At 76.8% G+C, this 14,981-nt stretch carries 16 protein-coding genes and 1 pseudogene; 4 read left to right on the forward strand and 13 right to left on the reverse strand.

From position 1 onward, the window contains the following. Positions 1-79: 79 nt before the first annotated feature. Positions 80-742 (reverse strand): LytR C-terminal domain-containing protein, encoded by a 663-nt coding sequence (locus tag GC089_RS01645; RefSeq protein WP_155376216.1) that lies wholly within the window; start codon positions 740-742, stop codon positions 80-82. A 13-nt stretch (positions 743-755) separates the two neighbouring features. Beyond that, positions 756-1,052, reverse strand: a complete 297-nt coding sequence (locus GC089_RS01650) for a type II toxin-antitoxin system VapB family antitoxin (protein ID WP_155376217.1) — start codon at positions 1,050-1,052, stop codon at positions 756-758. Between the two features lie 212 nt (positions 1,053-1,264). Here GC089_RS01650 and GC089_RS01655 point away from each other — a divergent pair, with 212 nt between their 5' ends. After that, on the forward strand, positions 1,265-3,868 hold the full coding sequence (locus GC089_RS01655; RefSeq protein WP_196250784.1) for a rhamnogalacturonan lyase: 2,604 nt from the start codon (positions 1,265-1,267) through the stop codon (positions 3,866-3,868). Positions 3,869-3,944: 76 nt separating this feature from the next. On the opposite strand, the gene GC089_RS01660 is transcribed toward GC089_RS01655, so the two are convergent. From GC089_RS01660 to GC089_RS01675, 4 genes are all read right to left on the reverse strand, one after another. Next, the gene (locus GC089_RS01660) at positions 3,945-4,688 is read right to left on the reverse strand and encodes a hypothetical protein (RefSeq protein WP_155376218.1); all 744 of its coding nucleotides are present in this window, start codon (positions 4,686-4,688) and stop codon (positions 3,945-3,947) included. Positions 4,689-4,789: 101 nt separating this feature from the next. Beyond that, positions 4,790-5,494 carry a hypothetical protein gene (locus tag GC089_RS01665; protein WP_155376219.1) on the reverse strand — a complete coding sequence of 235 codons (705 nt, stop codon included), beginning with the start codon at positions 5,492-5,494 and terminating at the stop codon, positions 4,790-4,792. Then, positions 5,491-5,889, reverse strand: a complete 399-nt coding sequence (locus GC089_RS01670; protein WP_155376220.1) for a PadR family transcriptional regulator — start codon at positions 5,887-5,889, stop codon at positions 5,491-5,493. Before GC089_RS01670 ends, GC089_RS01665 begins: the two co-directional genes overlap by 4 nt. 137 nt (positions 5,890-6,026) lie before the next feature. Then, positions 6,027-6,230, reverse strand: a complete 204-nt coding sequence (locus GC089_RS01675) for a cold-shock protein (RefSeq protein ID WP_136517914.1) — start codon at positions 6,228-6,230, stop codon at positions 6,027-6,029. Between the two features lie 258 nt (positions 6,231-6,488). On the opposite strand from GC089_RS01675, the pseudogene GC089_RS01680 reads away from it, so the two are divergent. Beyond that, positions 6,489-7,561 (forward strand): annotated as a pseudogene (locus GC089_RS01680) (P1 family peptidase). A gap of 57 nt (positions 7,562-7,618) precedes the next feature. Here the strand turns inward: GC089_RS01680 and GC089_RS01685 are convergent. Beyond that, complete coding sequence (locus tag GC089_RS01685) at positions 7,619-8,128, reverse strand: DUF664 domain-containing protein (RefSeq protein ID WP_155376221.1); 510 nt, start codon at positions 8,126-8,128, stop codon at positions 7,619-7,621. A 309-nt stretch (positions 8,129-8,437) separates the two neighbouring features. Between GC089_RS01685 and GC089_RS01690 the strand changes: the two genes are divergently transcribed. Continuing rightward, positions 8,438-9,337 (forward strand): CPBP family intramembrane glutamic endopeptidase, encoded by a 900-nt coding sequence (locus GC089_RS01690; protein ID WP_230684987.1) that lies wholly within the window; start codon positions 8,438-8,440, stop codon positions 9,335-9,337. 13 nt (positions 9,338-9,350) lie between these two features. On the opposite strand, the gene GC089_RS01695 is transcribed toward GC089_RS01690, so the two are convergent. The 6 genes from GC089_RS01695 to GC089_RS01720 form a co-directional block, all read right to left on the reverse strand. Then, entirely contained in the window at positions 9,351-10,208 is an 858-nt protein-coding gene (locus tag GC089_RS01695) for an SDR family NAD(P)-dependent oxidoreductase (RefSeq protein WP_155376223.1), read from the reverse strand. Between the two features lie 50 nt (positions 10,209-10,258). After that, on the reverse strand, positions 10,259-10,705 hold the full coding sequence (locus tag GC089_RS01700) for a GNAT family N-acetyltransferase (RefSeq protein WP_155376224.1): 447 nt from the start codon (positions 10,703-10,705) through the stop codon (positions 10,259-10,261). Between the two features lies 1 nt (position 10,706). Beyond that, on the reverse strand, positions 10,707-11,192 hold the full coding sequence (locus GC089_RS01705; protein ID WP_155376225.1) for a hypothetical protein: 486 nt from the start codon (positions 11,190-11,192) through the stop codon (positions 10,707-10,709). Positions 11,193-11,238: 46 nt separating this feature from the next. Then, positions 11,239-11,529 carry a DUF1905 domain-containing protein gene (locus GC089_RS01710; protein WP_155376226.1) on the reverse strand — a complete coding sequence of 97 codons (291 nt, stop codon included), beginning with the start codon at positions 11,527-11,529 and terminating at the stop codon, positions 11,239-11,241. 73 nt (positions 11,530-11,602) lie between these two features. Next, complete coding sequence (locus tag GC089_RS01715) at positions 11,603-12,250, reverse strand: NADPH-dependent F420 reductase (protein WP_155376227.1); 648 nt, start codon at positions 12,248-12,250, stop codon at positions 11,603-11,605. A gap of 169 nt (positions 12,251-12,419) precedes the next feature. Further along, positions 12,420-12,929, reverse strand: coding sequence for a GNAT family N-acetyltransferase (locus GC089_RS01720; protein ID WP_230684988.1), 510 nt, complete (start codon positions 12,927-12,929; stop codon positions 12,420-12,422). A gap of 151 nt (positions 12,930-13,080) precedes the next feature. On the opposite strand from GC089_RS01720, the gene GC089_RS01725 reads away from it, so the two are divergent. After that, positions 13,081-14,949, forward strand: coding sequence for a M48 family metallopeptidase (locus tag GC089_RS01725; protein ID WP_155376229.1), 1,869 nt, complete (start codon positions 13,081-13,083; stop codon positions 14,947-14,949). Positions 14,950-14,981: the final 32 nt, after the last annotated feature.

Raw genomic sequence — 14,981 nt, forward strand, 5'->3', positions numbered from 1 at the left:
GGCTTCCCGCCGCCCCCGCGACGACGGACGGGGTCCACGCCGTGCCGGCGCGGGCCCCGTCCGTCGGCGTTCTCGCCGGTCAGCCCTCGGCGGCGGGCTCCTCGGCGGCCGGCTGCTCGACGGCCGGCTGCTCGGCGGCCGGGGCCTGCGCGGCCTGCGCGAGCTCGGCGTAGGGCACGCAGCCCTCGGGCCCGGTGAGGGGCGTCGCCGCGTCGAGCCCGACCTGCTCCGGCGGCAGGAGCTGGCCGAAGTCGGTGCCGAGCACGATGTCGATGACGGCGTCCGGGCGTGAGCTGAACGTCAGCCGCGCCTCGGGCAGGTGCGCGTGCAGGGTGTACGCCGCGGCGACGCCGTTCACCCCGTAGACGATGCGTCCCACACCCGTCGTCGCCGGCCCGTTGTCCTCGGTGAGCACCGCGAACCCGCGCTCGCGCAGCTGGCCCGCGGTCGACGCGGCGAGGCCCGCACGGTCGGCCCCGTTGAGCACGTTCACCTGCACCTGGTCGGCCGCGACCGGCAGCGCACCCTCGGGCGGGCAGTAGACGGGCGCCACCGTCGACGTCGGGGCCGCGGTGCCCGAGAAGCCGCGCTCGAGGAACGGCAGCGAGATGCTCTCCGTGTACAGCGCGGCGGAGCCGACGCCCGCGACCGCGAGCCCGGCGAGCAGCACGCCGAAGACCACCGCCTGCCGCTCGTGCATGTGGCGCCGGCGCACCTGCCGGGCCCGGTCCTGCTCGCTCATACGCCCCCCTGCCTCAGCTCAGCACCAGCACGCGCGCGTGCAGGAGCGCACGCTGCTGCAACGCGGCACGGACGGCGCGGTGCAGGCCGTCCTCGAGGTACATCACGCCCTTGTACTGCACGACGTGCGCGAACAGGTCGCCGTAGAAGGTGGAGTCCTCGGCCAGCAGGGCGTCCAGGTCGAGCGTCCGCTTCGTCGTCACGAGCTCGTCCAGGCGCACCTGCCGCGGCGGGACGTCGGCCCACTGGGCCGGGGTGACGCGCCCGTGGTCCGGGTACGGGCGCGCGTCGCCCACCGCCTTGAAGATCACCCCCGAGTGTAGGGGCTGGCCCTCGTGCGCCCCGGGCACCTCCGGCACGCGGACGCGCGCGTCACCCGCGTGCACGGCCGGCAGGACGGCCTGGGGGTGTTGACCTCGTCGCCGCGAGGGCGTTGAATCGATCAAACCGGACGGGAGAGCGCATTCCGCACCGACCGGCGGTCACCGACGACCGCGGCGCCCGTCCGCCGGAAGGGGAACCCATGAGTCCGCGCACCCGACGACGCGTGCCCGTCCTGACCGCCCTGCCCGCGACCGCGTGCGTCGCGGCACTGGCTCTCGCCGGTGCCGTCGCACCCGCCGCCGCCGCACCCGTGACCGCCGGCAGCCCGGCGAAGCACGGCCACCGCACGGACGCCGTGCAGCTCGAGCGCCTCGACCGCGGCGTGGTCGCGGTCGCCACCACCCAGGGCGTCTTCGTGTCCTGGCGCCTGCTCGCACCCGAGGTCACGGGGGCGACCGCCGACACCCAGACGGGCCCGCAGTTCGCGGTCTACCGCGACGGCACGAGGATCGGCACGGTCGAGGGCGCCACGAACCTGCTCGACGCCGAGGGCACGGCGACGTCCGTGTACCGCGTGGCCGCGGTCGTCGACGGCGTCGAGGTCGACGTCAGCCCCGACGTCACGCCGTGGGAGGGGCACCACGACATCCCGCTGGACAAGCCCGCCGACGGCGTCACGCCCGCCGGCGAGGCCTACACGTACTCCGCCAACGACATGAGCGTGGGCGACCTCGACGGCGACGGGCAGTACGAGTTCGTCGTGAAGTGGGACCCGTCGAACTCCAAGGACGTCTCGCAGGTCGGGTACACGGGCAACGTGTACCTCGACGCCTACGAGCTCGACGGCACGCAGCTGTGGCGCGTGGACCTCGGCGTGAACGTGCGCGCCGGCGCCCACTACACGCAGTTCCCCGTCATGGACTTCGACGGCGACGGTCGCGCGGAGATGATGCTCAAGACCGCGCCCGGCACGACCATCACCACCTACGCGCCCGACGGCACGCCGTCGCAGCCGCGCCCGGTCACCCTGCCCGCGGACGACGTCGCCGCCGGCGTCACCCACGCCGACGACTACCGGATGAGCCGGGCCGACTACTACGAGCACGTCGTGGAGATGTTCCGCGGCTGGTCGACGCGCGAGGAGGTCGTCTCCGGGCAGTGGCCGGCGACGCTCGAGGAGGCGTTCGGCATCGAGCCGCAGTACGCGTACCCGCTCTCCGACACCGACGCCCGTGCCCTGACGGACTACTTCATGGACGTCTACGCGCCCGGCCGGTCGGCCCGGAACGTGCTGCGGAACTTCGAGGGCTTCGTGCTCGACGGCCCCGAGTACCTGACGGTCGTCGGCGGTGACGGCCGCGAGCTGCAGACGGTCGACTACAAGCCCGGCCGCACCGACGACGGCCTGCTGTGGGGCGACTACGCGATGTCCCGCATCGAGCCGGGCAACCGCGTCGACCGGTTCCTCGCCGGCGCCGCCTACCTCGACGGGCAGCGGCCGTCCGCCATCTTCGCGCGCGGCTACTACACGCGGTCGACGCTCGTCGCCTACGACTGGGACGGCACGGCCCTGAAGGAGCGCTGGTACGTCGACTCGGGCTGGACGCCCATGACGAACCCGTTCAATGACGGCCCGCACGGGCGCGACGGCACGGACCCGGAGTTCGGCACGATCACGACCCAGGGCTTCCACTCCCTGTCGGCGGCCGACGTCGACGGCGACGGGCGGCACGAGGTCGTCTACGGGTCCGCCACGATCGACGACGACGGCTCGCTGCTGTACTCGTCGTTCGCCGAGATGCCGGAGGGCTCCGCGAACCCGGGCGAGCAGGCGCGGCTCGGCCACGGCGACGCCATGCACGTCACCGACATCGACCCGAACCGCCCGGGGCTGGAGATCTTCACGGTGCACGAGGGCGGCGCCTCCGCGCCCTACGGCATGGCGATGCGCGACGCCGCGACGGGCGAGACGCTGTTCGGCGTCTACACCGGCCGCGACACCGGCCGCGGCATGGTCGGGGACGTGCGCCCCGACGTGCCGGGGCTCGAGGCGTGGGCGAGCCTGCCCGGCGGGACCGACGCGTCCGGCCTCTACTCGGCCGACGGGCGCGTCCTCCAGCCGACGATCTACGGCACGAACCAGTCGATCCGCTGGGCCGCCGACGGCACGACGCAGCTCGTCAACGGCTCGGGCGAGCAGACCCCGACCATCGACGACGCGGCGCGCGGCACGCTCCTCACCGCCGAGGGCACGCGCACGAACAACGGCACCAAGGGCAACCCGTCCCTGGTGGCCGACGTGCTCGGCGACTGGCGCGAGGAGCTGCTCGTGCGGACCGCCGACTCGTCCGCGATCCGCGTCCACACGTCGACCGAGGTCACCGACCGCGGGCTCGTCACGCTCATGCACGACCCGCAGTACCGGGCCGAGGTCGCACGCCAGCAGACGACGTACAACCAGCCGTCCTACCCGGGCTTCTACCTCGCCTCCGACACCGACATGACCACCGTGCCGGTGGCCGAGGCGTGGCTGCCGGGCAGCGTCGACGCGCTGCGCGACACGTTCCGCCGGCTCGTCGCGTCCGGTGACCTGCGCGGGGTCGCGGTGCTCGAGGGGCTGGCCGCGGTCGAGGTGGCCGACCACGCGGCGGACCGCGGGCAGACGCGGGTCGTCGTCGCGGTGCTCGACGCGTGGGCGAAGCGGCTCGAGCGCATGAAGGACACCCGGTGGTCGTCGGCCACCCCGGTCGCACGCACCACGCTGGTCACGCACGTCGAGCGGATCACCGCGGCGCTGCGCTGACCGGAGCCGGTCACGGGGCCCGGCCGCGGCACGACCGCGGCCGGGCCCCGTCGCGTCCGGCCGCGCGCGGGGGGCGTCAGCGCGGCAGCGCCGCGAGCATCGCGACCGCGGCGAGGGTCAGCGCGGGCACGACGAGCGCGGCGCTGCGCCGCAGGCGCCGGGACCGGCGCTCGTCGGCCGCCGCCTGCGCCGCGTCCCGCCCCGGCGCGGTGAGCAGGTCGACGCCCCGTCCCTGGGACAGCAACGCCAGCGATCCGGCGGCCAGCAGGACGAGCCCGACGACCGCGAACGGTGCGGGCGGCACGCGCAGCGCCTCCTCCGGCAGGAGCAGGGTCGCGGCCGCCACGACGGCCACGGGGGCGAGCCCCACGAGGAACGACTGCCATGCGCGCAGGCGACGGCCGGAGCGCAGCAGCGGACCGGGGGCGACGGCCGCCGCCACCGCGAGGGCCGTCAGGACCAGCACGGTCGTCGCGAAGCCCGCGGTGAGCGACAGCGCCTCGCCGCGCAGCCACGGCGGCAGCGCCCACGTCGTGGCGACCACGCCCCCGACCTGGACCAGCGTCTCGACCCCCGCGCGCACCCGCCACCGACGCGGGACGGGTGCGGCGACCGCCTCGGCGAGGGTCGCGGCGTACGCGGCCGGGTCGCCGAAGGCCGTCGCCGCGTCCTGCCCCGAGTCGACGCAGTGCGCCTCGACCTCGGCGAGCGCGCCGCCGATCGTCGAGCCCGGCACGTCGCGCAGGCGCAGCTCGAGCACGAGGCGCTCGCGCCAGGCGGCGTCGACGTGCGGGGCGATCGTGCGCGGGTCGCTGGGCATCGGGACCTCCGGGCGGGCGACGACGGGCTGGTGGGGAGCGGGGGGTGCGGGCGGGCGTCAGTCCGGGAGGGCCACGCCGAGCACGGCGACCAGGACGGCGGTCACCACCCACGCGCCCCACACGTGCGTGAGGTCGAGCGCCCGCAGCTGCCACGGTCGCGGCCCGGGCGCGCCGTCGCCGTCGGGGAGCGGACGGGGTCCTGGTGCAGCCGGGCGCGCGACCGCAGCGTGAGGACGGTCCCGGTGACGAGGAGCGCGAGCCCCAGCACGGCCAGCGGCGCGGCCGGCAGCTCGACGGCCACCTCGGGAGCGAGCAGCGCCGCCGCGACGCTGGTGCCGGGGACGAGAAGGGAGGCGAGGACGATCCGCCAGACCGAGCCCTCGAGCAGGTACCGCAGCACGGGCGTGGGCCACCGGGTGATCGCCACCATCCCCGCCCCGACCGCGAGCAGGACGACGAGCGCAGCCAGGTGCACCTCGGAGGGCTCGCCGCGCAGCCACGCGACCGCGCCGGAGGTCGTCGCCACGATGCCGAGGGTCTCGACGGCCGCCGGGACGACGGTGCGCAGCGGCACCGGCTCGTCGTCGCGCCGGCCGGCGGCCGCGGCGAGCGCGGCGCCGTACGCGCGGGCGTCGCCGAAGGCCTCCTGCGCGCTCTGCCCGGAGTCGAGGCAGTGCGCCTCGACCTCCGCGAGGGCGGCGCCGATCGCGTCCCCGGGCACGTCGTGCAGGCGCAGCTCGACGACGAGGTCGTCACGCCACGTGGCGTCGACGTGCGGGGCGAGGGCGGCGAGGTCGTGGCTCATCGGGGCACCTCCGTGCCGGTCACGAACGTGCGGGTCAGGTCGGCGAAGCGGGCCCACTCGGCGGCGTCGCGGCGCAGCCGCTCGCGGCCGTCGTCGGTGAGCTCGTAGTACTTGCGCCCGGGGCCGCCCTCGCCGGGGCGCCACTCCTCGCGGACGAGGCCGGCGGTGTGCAGGCGGCCGAGCAACGGGTAGAGCGTGCCGCCCTTGACCTCGCCGAGCCCGGCGGCGTCGAGCCGCTGGGCGATGTCGTAGCCGTACGTGGCGCCGTCGGCGAGGACCCGCAGGACGCACAGGGTGAGGACGCCGCGGAGCCACTCGCCGGGCCAGTCGGCGGCGGGCGCGTCACCGGGCGCGGCGACGGGCGCGGCGACGGCTGCGGGGCGGGGGGCGGGCACGGGCTAGACAGTACGCCTGACTAGATGGCCGCACAACCTACCTGGGCGACGCCGTCCCGCCCGCGGTGCGGCCCGGGAACGCCACGAGGGCGCCCCGGCCGAAGCCGGGACGCCCTCGTGATGAGCTGTGGTGTCGCTCAGACAGGCTGCACGTTCGACGCCTGCGGGCCCTTCGGGCCCTGCTGCACGTCGAACTGCACGCGCTGGTTCTCCTCGAGCGAGCGGTAGCCGCTCGACTGGATGGCCGAGTAGTGGACGAAGACGTCAGCGCCGCCGTCCTCGGGGGCGATGAAGCCGAAGCCCTTCTCGGCGTTGAACCACTTCACGATGCCAGTGGGCATGGTGTTCTCCTCATGCGGGTTGGTACGACCCCGACGACCGGGACCGGTGAATCACGGCGTCGTCGTCCGCTCCGGAGAACGAGAGACCCCACGGCAGGACCGTCGGGCCGACAAGCGATGCACTGCGACTACGGCGACCACCCTAGCCGCCCGGACGCCCCGCGGCGAGTGGGAAATCGGTCATGATCGCAGCACCCGTGGCGGAACGGTGCGTTCCCGGCGCCGGGCGGCGGGGCGTCCCGTGCCAGGCTGGCGCGCATGGACGAGCGGGGACGGGCGTCGACGGGGTCGGTCACGGACGTCGCGGGCGTGCGCGTCGGGCACGCGCAGCGCGTGGGCGAGGGGTGGCTCACCGGCGTCACGGTCGTCCTGCCGCCGCCGGGCACGGTCGGCGGGGTCGACGTCCGCGGCGGCGGGCCCGGCACGCACGAGACCGACGCGCTGGACCCGCGGACCCTCGTGCCCACGGTCGACGCCGTGGCCCTCACCGGCGGCAGCGCCTACGGGCTGGTCGCGGCGCACGGCGTGCAGCGGTGGCTCGCCGAGCAGGGGCGCGGTTTCCCCGTCTCCGACGTGCCGGGCGAGGTCGTGCCGATCGTGCCGGCCGCGGCCGTCTTCGACCTCGGCCGCGGCGGCGTGTTCACGCACCACCCCGACGTCGCGATGGGGTACGCAGCCGCCGCGGCGGCCGGTGCCTCGGGGCCGGGTGCACCGGTCGCGCGCGGCTCGGTGGGGCGGGGACGGGCGCCGCGCTCGCGGGGGCGCGCTGGAAGGGCGGCGTGGGCACCGCGTCCGTCCGGCTCGCCGCGCTCGGGGTCGTCGTCGGCGCGCTCGTCGTCGTCAACGCGGCCGGGGCGCCGGTGGGCCTCGGCGCGCCGGCGTCCCCGCCCGGCGGGCCGCTCGCGCCCGACGGTGCGCCCCGGGTCACGCCCCTGCCGCCCGGCGCGCGCGGCGACGCGCCCGGTGCGGCCACGCCGGGGGCGCCGCCGCCCGGCGCGGGTCCGGCCACCGGTGCCCCGCTCAACACGACCCTCGCGGTCGTCGCCACCGACGCCGTGCTCGACCCGGCGGAGGCGTCGCGCACGGCCGGCACCGCCCACGACGGCCTCGCACGGGCGCTGGACCCGGTGCACACGCTCGCGGACGGCGACACCGTGTTCGCGCTGGCGACCGGCGCCGTCACGCTGCCCGACGCCCGTGCCGCACGCGTGGCCGCGCTCGTCGCGGTGCAGGCCGCGGCGGCCACGGCCGTCCAGGCCGCGGTGGAGGACGCGGTGCGCTCCGCGGCAGGCGCGCGCACGCCCGCCGTGCACCTGCCGTCCTGGTGCTGACGGGGTCGGCGGGCGCGCCGGGCGCCGGTGCGGGCGCCCGTGGTCGCCGCCCCGGGCTCAGCGGGCGCGGTCGAGCAGGCCGCGCAGGTAGGCCGCCTGGCCGACGTGCTGCAGGTCGTCGGCCAGGACGCTCACGAGGCGCACGCCGAGCGTGACGGGCGGGTCCCAGTCCTCGTCGACCACGACGTCGAGGTCGTCGTCGGTCAGGCGCTCGAGGTACGCGAGGGTCGCCGCCGTCGCCGCGTCGAGGTAGCCGAGCAGCAGGTCGGCGGGTGCGTGCACGCGGCCGACGTCGTCGGGGGACTGCCCGTAGCCGGTCGCGCCCGTGTCGAACGGGAGCGCGAACCGCTCCGCCCAGCCCTGCGCCGTCCACACCTCCTCGACGCGGGCGAGGGGCGCGACCTGCGCGTCCTGGACGCGGGCCACGTGCCACGCGAGCCAGGCCAGCGTGTTCGCCCGCGGGTCGGGGCGTGCGGTCAGGAGCGCCTCGTCCGCACCCTCGAGCGCCGCGCGCAGCTCCTCGCCGATCCGTCCGAACCCGTCCGCCAGCACCTGTGCCGAGCGCATCGCGCCTCCCGTGCTCGTCGTCGTCCCCCACCGCGGGGACCGTGCGCACCCCGACGCTACGGAGGGCGCCCGGAGCGTGCACCCCGACGACAACTGTTTGGTAACATCTATAACAAGCGCGAGACGGAGTCGCGCCGCACCATCCTGTGCCCCACCGTGCCGCACCGCCCCAGGGAGGACCCCGATGACCGTCCCCGCCCCCGTCCCCCGGCCGCCGACGACGGTGCGGGAGCCGCCGCCGTCCGTCCCGCCGCGGCGGTCCCCGCCGGCGGCGACCCCTGGCCGGCCCGGGTGCCGTGGCGCGCCGTCGTGACGTTCGTGCTCGTCGCGTGCGGGCTCGCCTGGCTCGTCGCGCTGCCGCTGTGGACCGGGGACGGGCTCGCGTCACCGTTCTTGGCGCTGCTCGCCGTCGTCGTCATGTGGACCCCGGCGGCCGCGGTCCTCGTCGTCACGCTCCTGCAGAAGGTGCCCGCCCGGGACCGGCTGCGTGCGCTCGGCGTGCGGCCGCTGCGCCCGCTGCGCCGCACGCTCGGGCTCACCGCGGTCGGGCTCGTCGCGCCGATCGTCCTCGTGGCCGCCGTGACCCTGCTCGCCGGCGCCCTCGGCCTCGTGCACCTGGACCTCACCGGCTTCTCCGGCTTCGCCGCGCAGCTCGAGCGGACGCTGCCCGCCGGGGCGCAGCTGCCGCCCGTGGGGGTCCTGGTGGCCGCGCAGCTCGTCGCCCTCCCGTTCGGCGCCCTCGTCAACAGCCTCGCCGCGCTCGGCGAGGAGGTCGGCTGGCGCGGGTGGCTGCTGCCGGCGCTGCTGCCGCTCGGCACGTGGCCGGCCCTGCTCGTCTCCGGCGCGGTGTGGGGTCTGTGGCACGCGCCGCTGATCCTGCTCGGGTACAACTTCGGCCGGACCGACGTCGTCGGGGTGCTGCTCATGGTCGGCGGGTGCGTCGCGTGGGGCGTGCTGCTCGGGTGGCTGCGCCTGCGCAGCGGGTCGCTCTGGCCGCCCGTGGTGGCGCACGGTGCGCTCAACGCCGTCGCCGGGCTCGTGGCGGTGCTGGTCGCCGTGGGCGAGACACCGGACATGGCGGTCGTCGGGCCGCTCGGGCTGGTCGCGTGGGGCGTCCTCGCGGTCGTCGCCGTCGTCCTCGTCGTGACCGGGCAGCTCGGGCGGCGACCCGCCGACGGCACCGTGCGGGTGGTGGCGTCCACGCCCTGACGCGGGCCGGACGTCAGCCGACCAGGTGCTCGCTGCGCTCCCACAGCACGCGCGCGAGCACCGGGTCGTCGGCACGGCGGTTCACCCGGGCGATGCGGCCGTCGGCCCAGTACTGCCCCGACGGCCAGTCCACCCCGGGCCTCCCGTCGGCCAGGCGCACGAGGTCGCGCGCGCCCACCTCGGGCGTGCGCAGGACCCGCGTGCCCAGGGACGAGCGGTAGAACCAGCCGGACAGGTCCCGGGACGTGCCCGCGAAGCTCGTCGCGACGCCCCCCGGGTGCACCGCCGCCGACGCGAGGCCGGCCCGGTGGTACCGGCGGTGCAGCTCGCGCGTGAACAGCACGTTGGCGAGCTTGGCGTCCCCGTAGGCGCGGAACGGGACGTAGCGGCGGGTGTCGGCGGGGCCGCCGAGGACGCCGACCTGGTGGGCCGTCAGCCGGGACAGCGCGTGGGCACCGCTCGACGTCGTCACCACCGCACCCCGAGCGGCGAGGAGCCGGTCGAGCAGCAGGCGCGTGAGCAGGAACGGCGCCAGGTGGTCGACCTGGAACGTCGTCTCGAGTCCGTCGTCCGTGACGACGCGCTCCGGGAAGAGGCCGCCGGCGTTGTTCACCAGCACGTCGATGCGCGGGTGCGCCGCGAGCAGGCGCTCGGCGAGGTCGCGCACCTGGTCCAGGTGCGCGAAGTCCGCCAGGTACGCGGGTCCGCCGACCTCGTCCGCCACGCGCCGCGTGCGCTGCGGGTTCCGGCCGACGACGACGACCTCGTGACCGCGTGCGGCGAGGGCGCGCGCCGCCGCGGCGCCGATCCCGTCGCTCGCCCCCGTGACCACGACCGTGCGCCGTCCGGGCTGCTGCGCGTCCTGGGTCATGCGTGCTCCTCGGTACGGGGGCCCGGGCGGCGGCGCCGGCGCTGGTGACGCTACGGAGCCGCGCCCGCGCCCGCGACCCGTGCGGGACGCACCAGGGCCGTGGGATCGGGCGGGGCGAAGCCGAACCGCTCGTACAGGCCGTGCGCGTCGCGCGTGAACAGGGTCCAGCGCATGTGCGCACCCGGGCCCTCGTCGATCATGCGGCGGACGAGGCGCTTGCCGAGCCCGTGGCCGCGGTGCCCGTCGACCACGAACACGTCCGCCAGGTACCCGAACCGCACGCCGTCGGACACCGCGCGCGCGAAGCCCACCTGCGTCCCGTCGGGCGCGTACGCGCCGACCACGCGCCAGGCGACGCGCACCTGCTCCTCGACCTCCACGCGCGTGCGGTCGCGCCCCCAGTACGCCTCCCGGGAGAGGAACGCCCACACGACGTCGAGGTCGACGCGCGCCGGGTCGTCGTCGAGCTCGTACCCGTCCGGGTCGGGCCCGCGCACGTCAGGCGACGGAGGCGAGCAGCCGGATCCGCTCGCCGAGGGCGACGTCGTCGACGCGCGGCGCGACGCCGCGGCCGGCGGGCAGGAACGACGTGACGAGCGGGCCGAGACGGTCCAGGTCGACGTCGACGAGCGTGGCCCCGCCCTCCGAGCGGGCGGTCGCGACGCCCGCCGGCAGCTTCGCGAGCTGACCGCGCACGGCGTCCGTGACGAACGACGAGAGGTCCATGCGCAGCGTCGGGTGCTGCGCCACCACCGCCACCCGCCACGTGCGGCCGGTGACGCCGCGGTCCTCGACGCGGACGTCGACCGGACCGGCCAGGCGCGTGGCCATGCGCACGGCACCGGGCACGCCCGGGAGCTCGTGCACCGCGACCGTCGCGTGCACGGTGCTGCCGGACCCGCGGACGTCACGCACGGCCGTGGGCAGCACGTCGGCGGCGCGGGCGAGGACGAGGGCCTCGTCGAGGGCGAGGGTGAGCTCCATCCCGCCAGGCTACGGGGGCGCGCCGACGCGCACCGCCCGGACGACCTCAGACGTCGACGAGCCGCAGCGTGACCGGCACGGTGTCGCCCGGCCCGACGTCGGCGGCGGCGCGCACGGCCTTCTTGACCGGCAGCACGAACGTCTCGCGGGTCCTGTCGGGGAACAGCGAGGTGCGCCACGTCGTCGGGCCGAGCGTCACCTCGACCCGCACCGAGCCGAACCCGCCCTGCCGGCCGCGCGTCAGGTCGTCCACCTCGTCCGCGACGTCGAACGGCACCGCGAGGAACACCCAGGCGCTCTCCTGGAACAACGGGGCGTCGAACGCGAACTCGGCCACGGGCGGACGCTAGCGCCTGGGACCGACACCCGGCTGCGGGTGCCGGCCCGGCGGAGCAGTCGGGACGGGCCCGTCACATGTCCCGGTAGCGGCGGGCCGCGGCGAGGTCGGCGCGCAGCTCGTCCGCGGTGCGGCGCGCGCCGTAGCCCGGGGTGTCGCGCTGGATGCGCCACCCCTCGGACAGAGGGCTGAGCTCGACGGCGTCGAAGCCGAACTCGTCCAGGAGCGCCACGACGCGGGCCCGGGCGTCGTCGTCGTCCGCGGCGACGACGAGGGCACGGCGGCCCGGCGTCCCGGCGGGGGAGCCGTCCGTCGTCAGCTCGGCGGCGAGGATGTGGTTGAACGCCTTGACGACGTGGGACTGCGGCAGGTGCCGCTGGAGCAGCTCCGCGGTCGTCGTCGACTCGTCGTCGAGCTCCGCGACCTGCCCGTCGCGCTGCGGGTAGTAGTTGGTGGTGTCGATGACGACCTTGCCCGCGAGCGGCTCGACCGGCACGGTCTCGATCGCCTTCAGCGGGATGGTGACGACGACGAGGTCGCCCGCCTCCGCCGCCTCCTGGGGCGTGCCCGCCCGCGCCCGGTCGCCGAGCTCGGCGACGAGGTCGACCAGCGTGTGCGGTCCGCGGGAGTTGCTCACCACCACGTCGTAGCCGTGCCGCACCGCGAGACGCGCGAGCTGCGAGCCGATGTTGCCTGCACCGATGAGTCCGATGGTCGTCATGTCGGCGTGCAACACGCCGCCCGCCCCGCCGTGTTCCCTGGTCAGCGCGCTGCGTCGTGCCCGGGGCCGCGCGTCGCGGCGCGCGAGGCCCGGCGCCGTCGCGTCGCGGACCGCGGGCGGCCCTCGCAGCGCTGCGTCGCCCGGGCGGTCGCGCCCGCGACGGCCGTGCTCACGGGCGGGTCGTACCCGACCCCGCTGCCGGCGGCGCGAGCGGCGCGGCGGAGGCCGGGCGCAGCATCGTGACGTGGGGGATGCCGTCCTCCGAGTAGACGTCCGACGCCTCGGTGAAGCCGAACCGCGCGTACCAGCCCGCCAGGTGCGCCTGCGCGTCGAGCACCTGCTCGCGCGCGCCCGCCGTCGCGACCGCGACGCGCATGAGCCGCGACGCGAGGCCCTCGTTGCGCGCCGACCGTGCCACGCACACCCGCCCGATGCGGGCGCGTGCGGGCGTCGAGTCCGTCGCCCCGTCCTCCAGCAGGCGCAGGTAGCCGACGAGGCGCCCGTTGCGCGTGGCCAGCAGGTGCTGCGTGCCGGGCTCCAGGTCGCGCCCGTCGATCTCCGGGTAGGCGCACCGCTGCTCGACGACGAACACGTCGACGCGCAGGCGCAGGACGTCGTAGGCCTGCACCGGCGTGAGGTCGTCCCAGGCCGACCAGGTCAGGGCGATCGCGTCGGTCACCGCCGGATCCTCCCACGGCGCGCCCGGGTCGGCGGTCGCGTCGTCGTCCACGCTGCGGACAGGTCCCCGGAACCCGCCCGCGGCCCGGTGGCGCACCGCTACGCTCCCCGCGCACGGCCGCCGTCGTGGGCGGGTGCGGAAGGGACCCGGCATGGTCACCACCCTGCGCGCAGCGCTGTCCGTCCTCCTGCTCGTCGGCTTCTACGCCGTCGCGGGCGGCATCGTCGTCGCCGTCGCGGCGTGGGCGCTGTGGGAGCGGCAGACGGGCAGCGGCGCGAACGCGACGAAGCTCGGGTTCGTGGCGCTCGTGCTCGCCGTCGCCATCGTCACCGCGCTCGTCAAGGTCGCACGGGCCCGCCCCGCACCCGAGCCGGGCGTCGTCGTGCCGGAGCGGGACGCCCCCGAGCTGTGGGCGACGGTCCGCGAGCTCGCGGACGCCGCCGGCACCCGCGCGCCCGACGAGATCCGGCTCGTGCCCGTGGTCAACGCGGCCGTCGCCGAGGACGCGCGGCTGCTCGGGCTCGTCGCCGGGACCCGGCGGCTGTACCTCGGCGTGCCCCTGGTCGCCGGCCTGGACGTGGCCCGGCTGCGCTCCGTGCTCGCGCACGAGCTCGGGCACTACTCGCACAGCCACACGCGGCTGGCCCCGATCGCGTACCGCGGCCGCGCGGTGATGCGGGCGACGCTCGAGGAGATCGGCGGCGGCCCGGTCGGCTGGGTCCTGCTGATGTACGCGCGCCTGTACGGGCTCGTCTCCGCGTCCGTGAGCCGCCGGCAGGAGCTCGAGGCCGACGCGCTCTCCGTGCGGGTCGCCGGACGGGCGACGGCCCAGGCCGCCCTGCGCGAGCTGCCCGTCGTCGACGCCGCGTGGGACTTCTACCTGCAGCGGTACGTCGACCCGGGCTGGCAGGAGGGCCTCGCCCCGACCGCCCCCGGGTTCTTCGAGGGCTTCGTGCAGCTCCTCGCGGCCCGCGGCGACGAGCTCGCGGCGGTGCGGGCCGAGGCGCCGCCGCGCGAGCAGACCGCGTGGGACAGCCACCCCTCGCTGGGTGCGCGCGTCGACGCGATGCAGGCCATGCCCTCCGGCGACGTCCCCGTCGACACGCGCCCGGCGACCGCCCTGCTGCCGACGTTCACGGCGGCCGCCGCGGCCGTCGCGGAGGGGGCCGTCGAGTTCGAGGACCGCGAGCGCCTGGACTGGGACGCCCTCACGGCACGTGCGCTCGCGACCGGCCAGCAGCGGGTCGCCGACAGCGTCTACCGGACGGCCGCACGCGCGGCCGGGGTGCCGAGGGGCACGCTCGGCACCGTCCTCGACCTCGTCGCGGCCGGGCGGGGGCGCGCCCTCACCGACGAGGTCCGCGTCGAGCCGACGGGCGCGTACCGCAACCACCGCGACGCGCCGCTGCGCGACCTCCTGCACGTCGTCGTGCGCGCCGCGGCCGTGCAGGCGAGCGCCGCGCGCTGGCAGCACTCGTGGGACGGCCCGGCCCGCCTGGTCGGCCCCGACGGCCCGCCGCCGGACGTGGTCGCGCTCGTCGACGCGGCCGTCGCCGGTGACGCCGCGGCGGCCCGTGCCCGCCTCGCCGGGTGCGGCATCGACGCCGACGCCGTCGGGCAGGTCGCCGAGCGCGGCACCGCGCACGGTGGCCGCGTGCTCGGCGGGATCGGGCCCGTGGACGTCGACGGCGCCCCGCACGACGTCGTGCACCTCGACAACGGGCTCCTCCTGCTGCCGTGCGACCCGCGCAAGGGCGTCGGCCGCGAGCGGATGGCCACCGCCCTCGCGTCGGCGCCGGTCGTCGCGCTGGCCCGCCGGCACCGCTTCGTCGCCTTCGAGGACGTCGCGCACGCCGAGGTCCACAAGCGCACGCCGCTGACGGTGACGTTCACCCTGCACGACGGGTCGCAGGTCGCGCTGCGCGTGCGGTGGAGCAGCGACCAGCTGGCGAAGGGCAGCGACGACCGGCTCCACGACGCGGCGCTGCGGCTCGCGCCGACCGCCGCGCCGGTGGGCTGAGCCCGGCCGACCGTCGCCGCGGCGGGCCGACC

The sequence above is a fragment of the Cellulomonas sp. JZ18 genome, assembly GCF_009720485.1.
GTDB lineage: Bacteria > Actinomycetota > Actinomycetes > Actinomycetales > Cellulomonadaceae > Cellulomonas.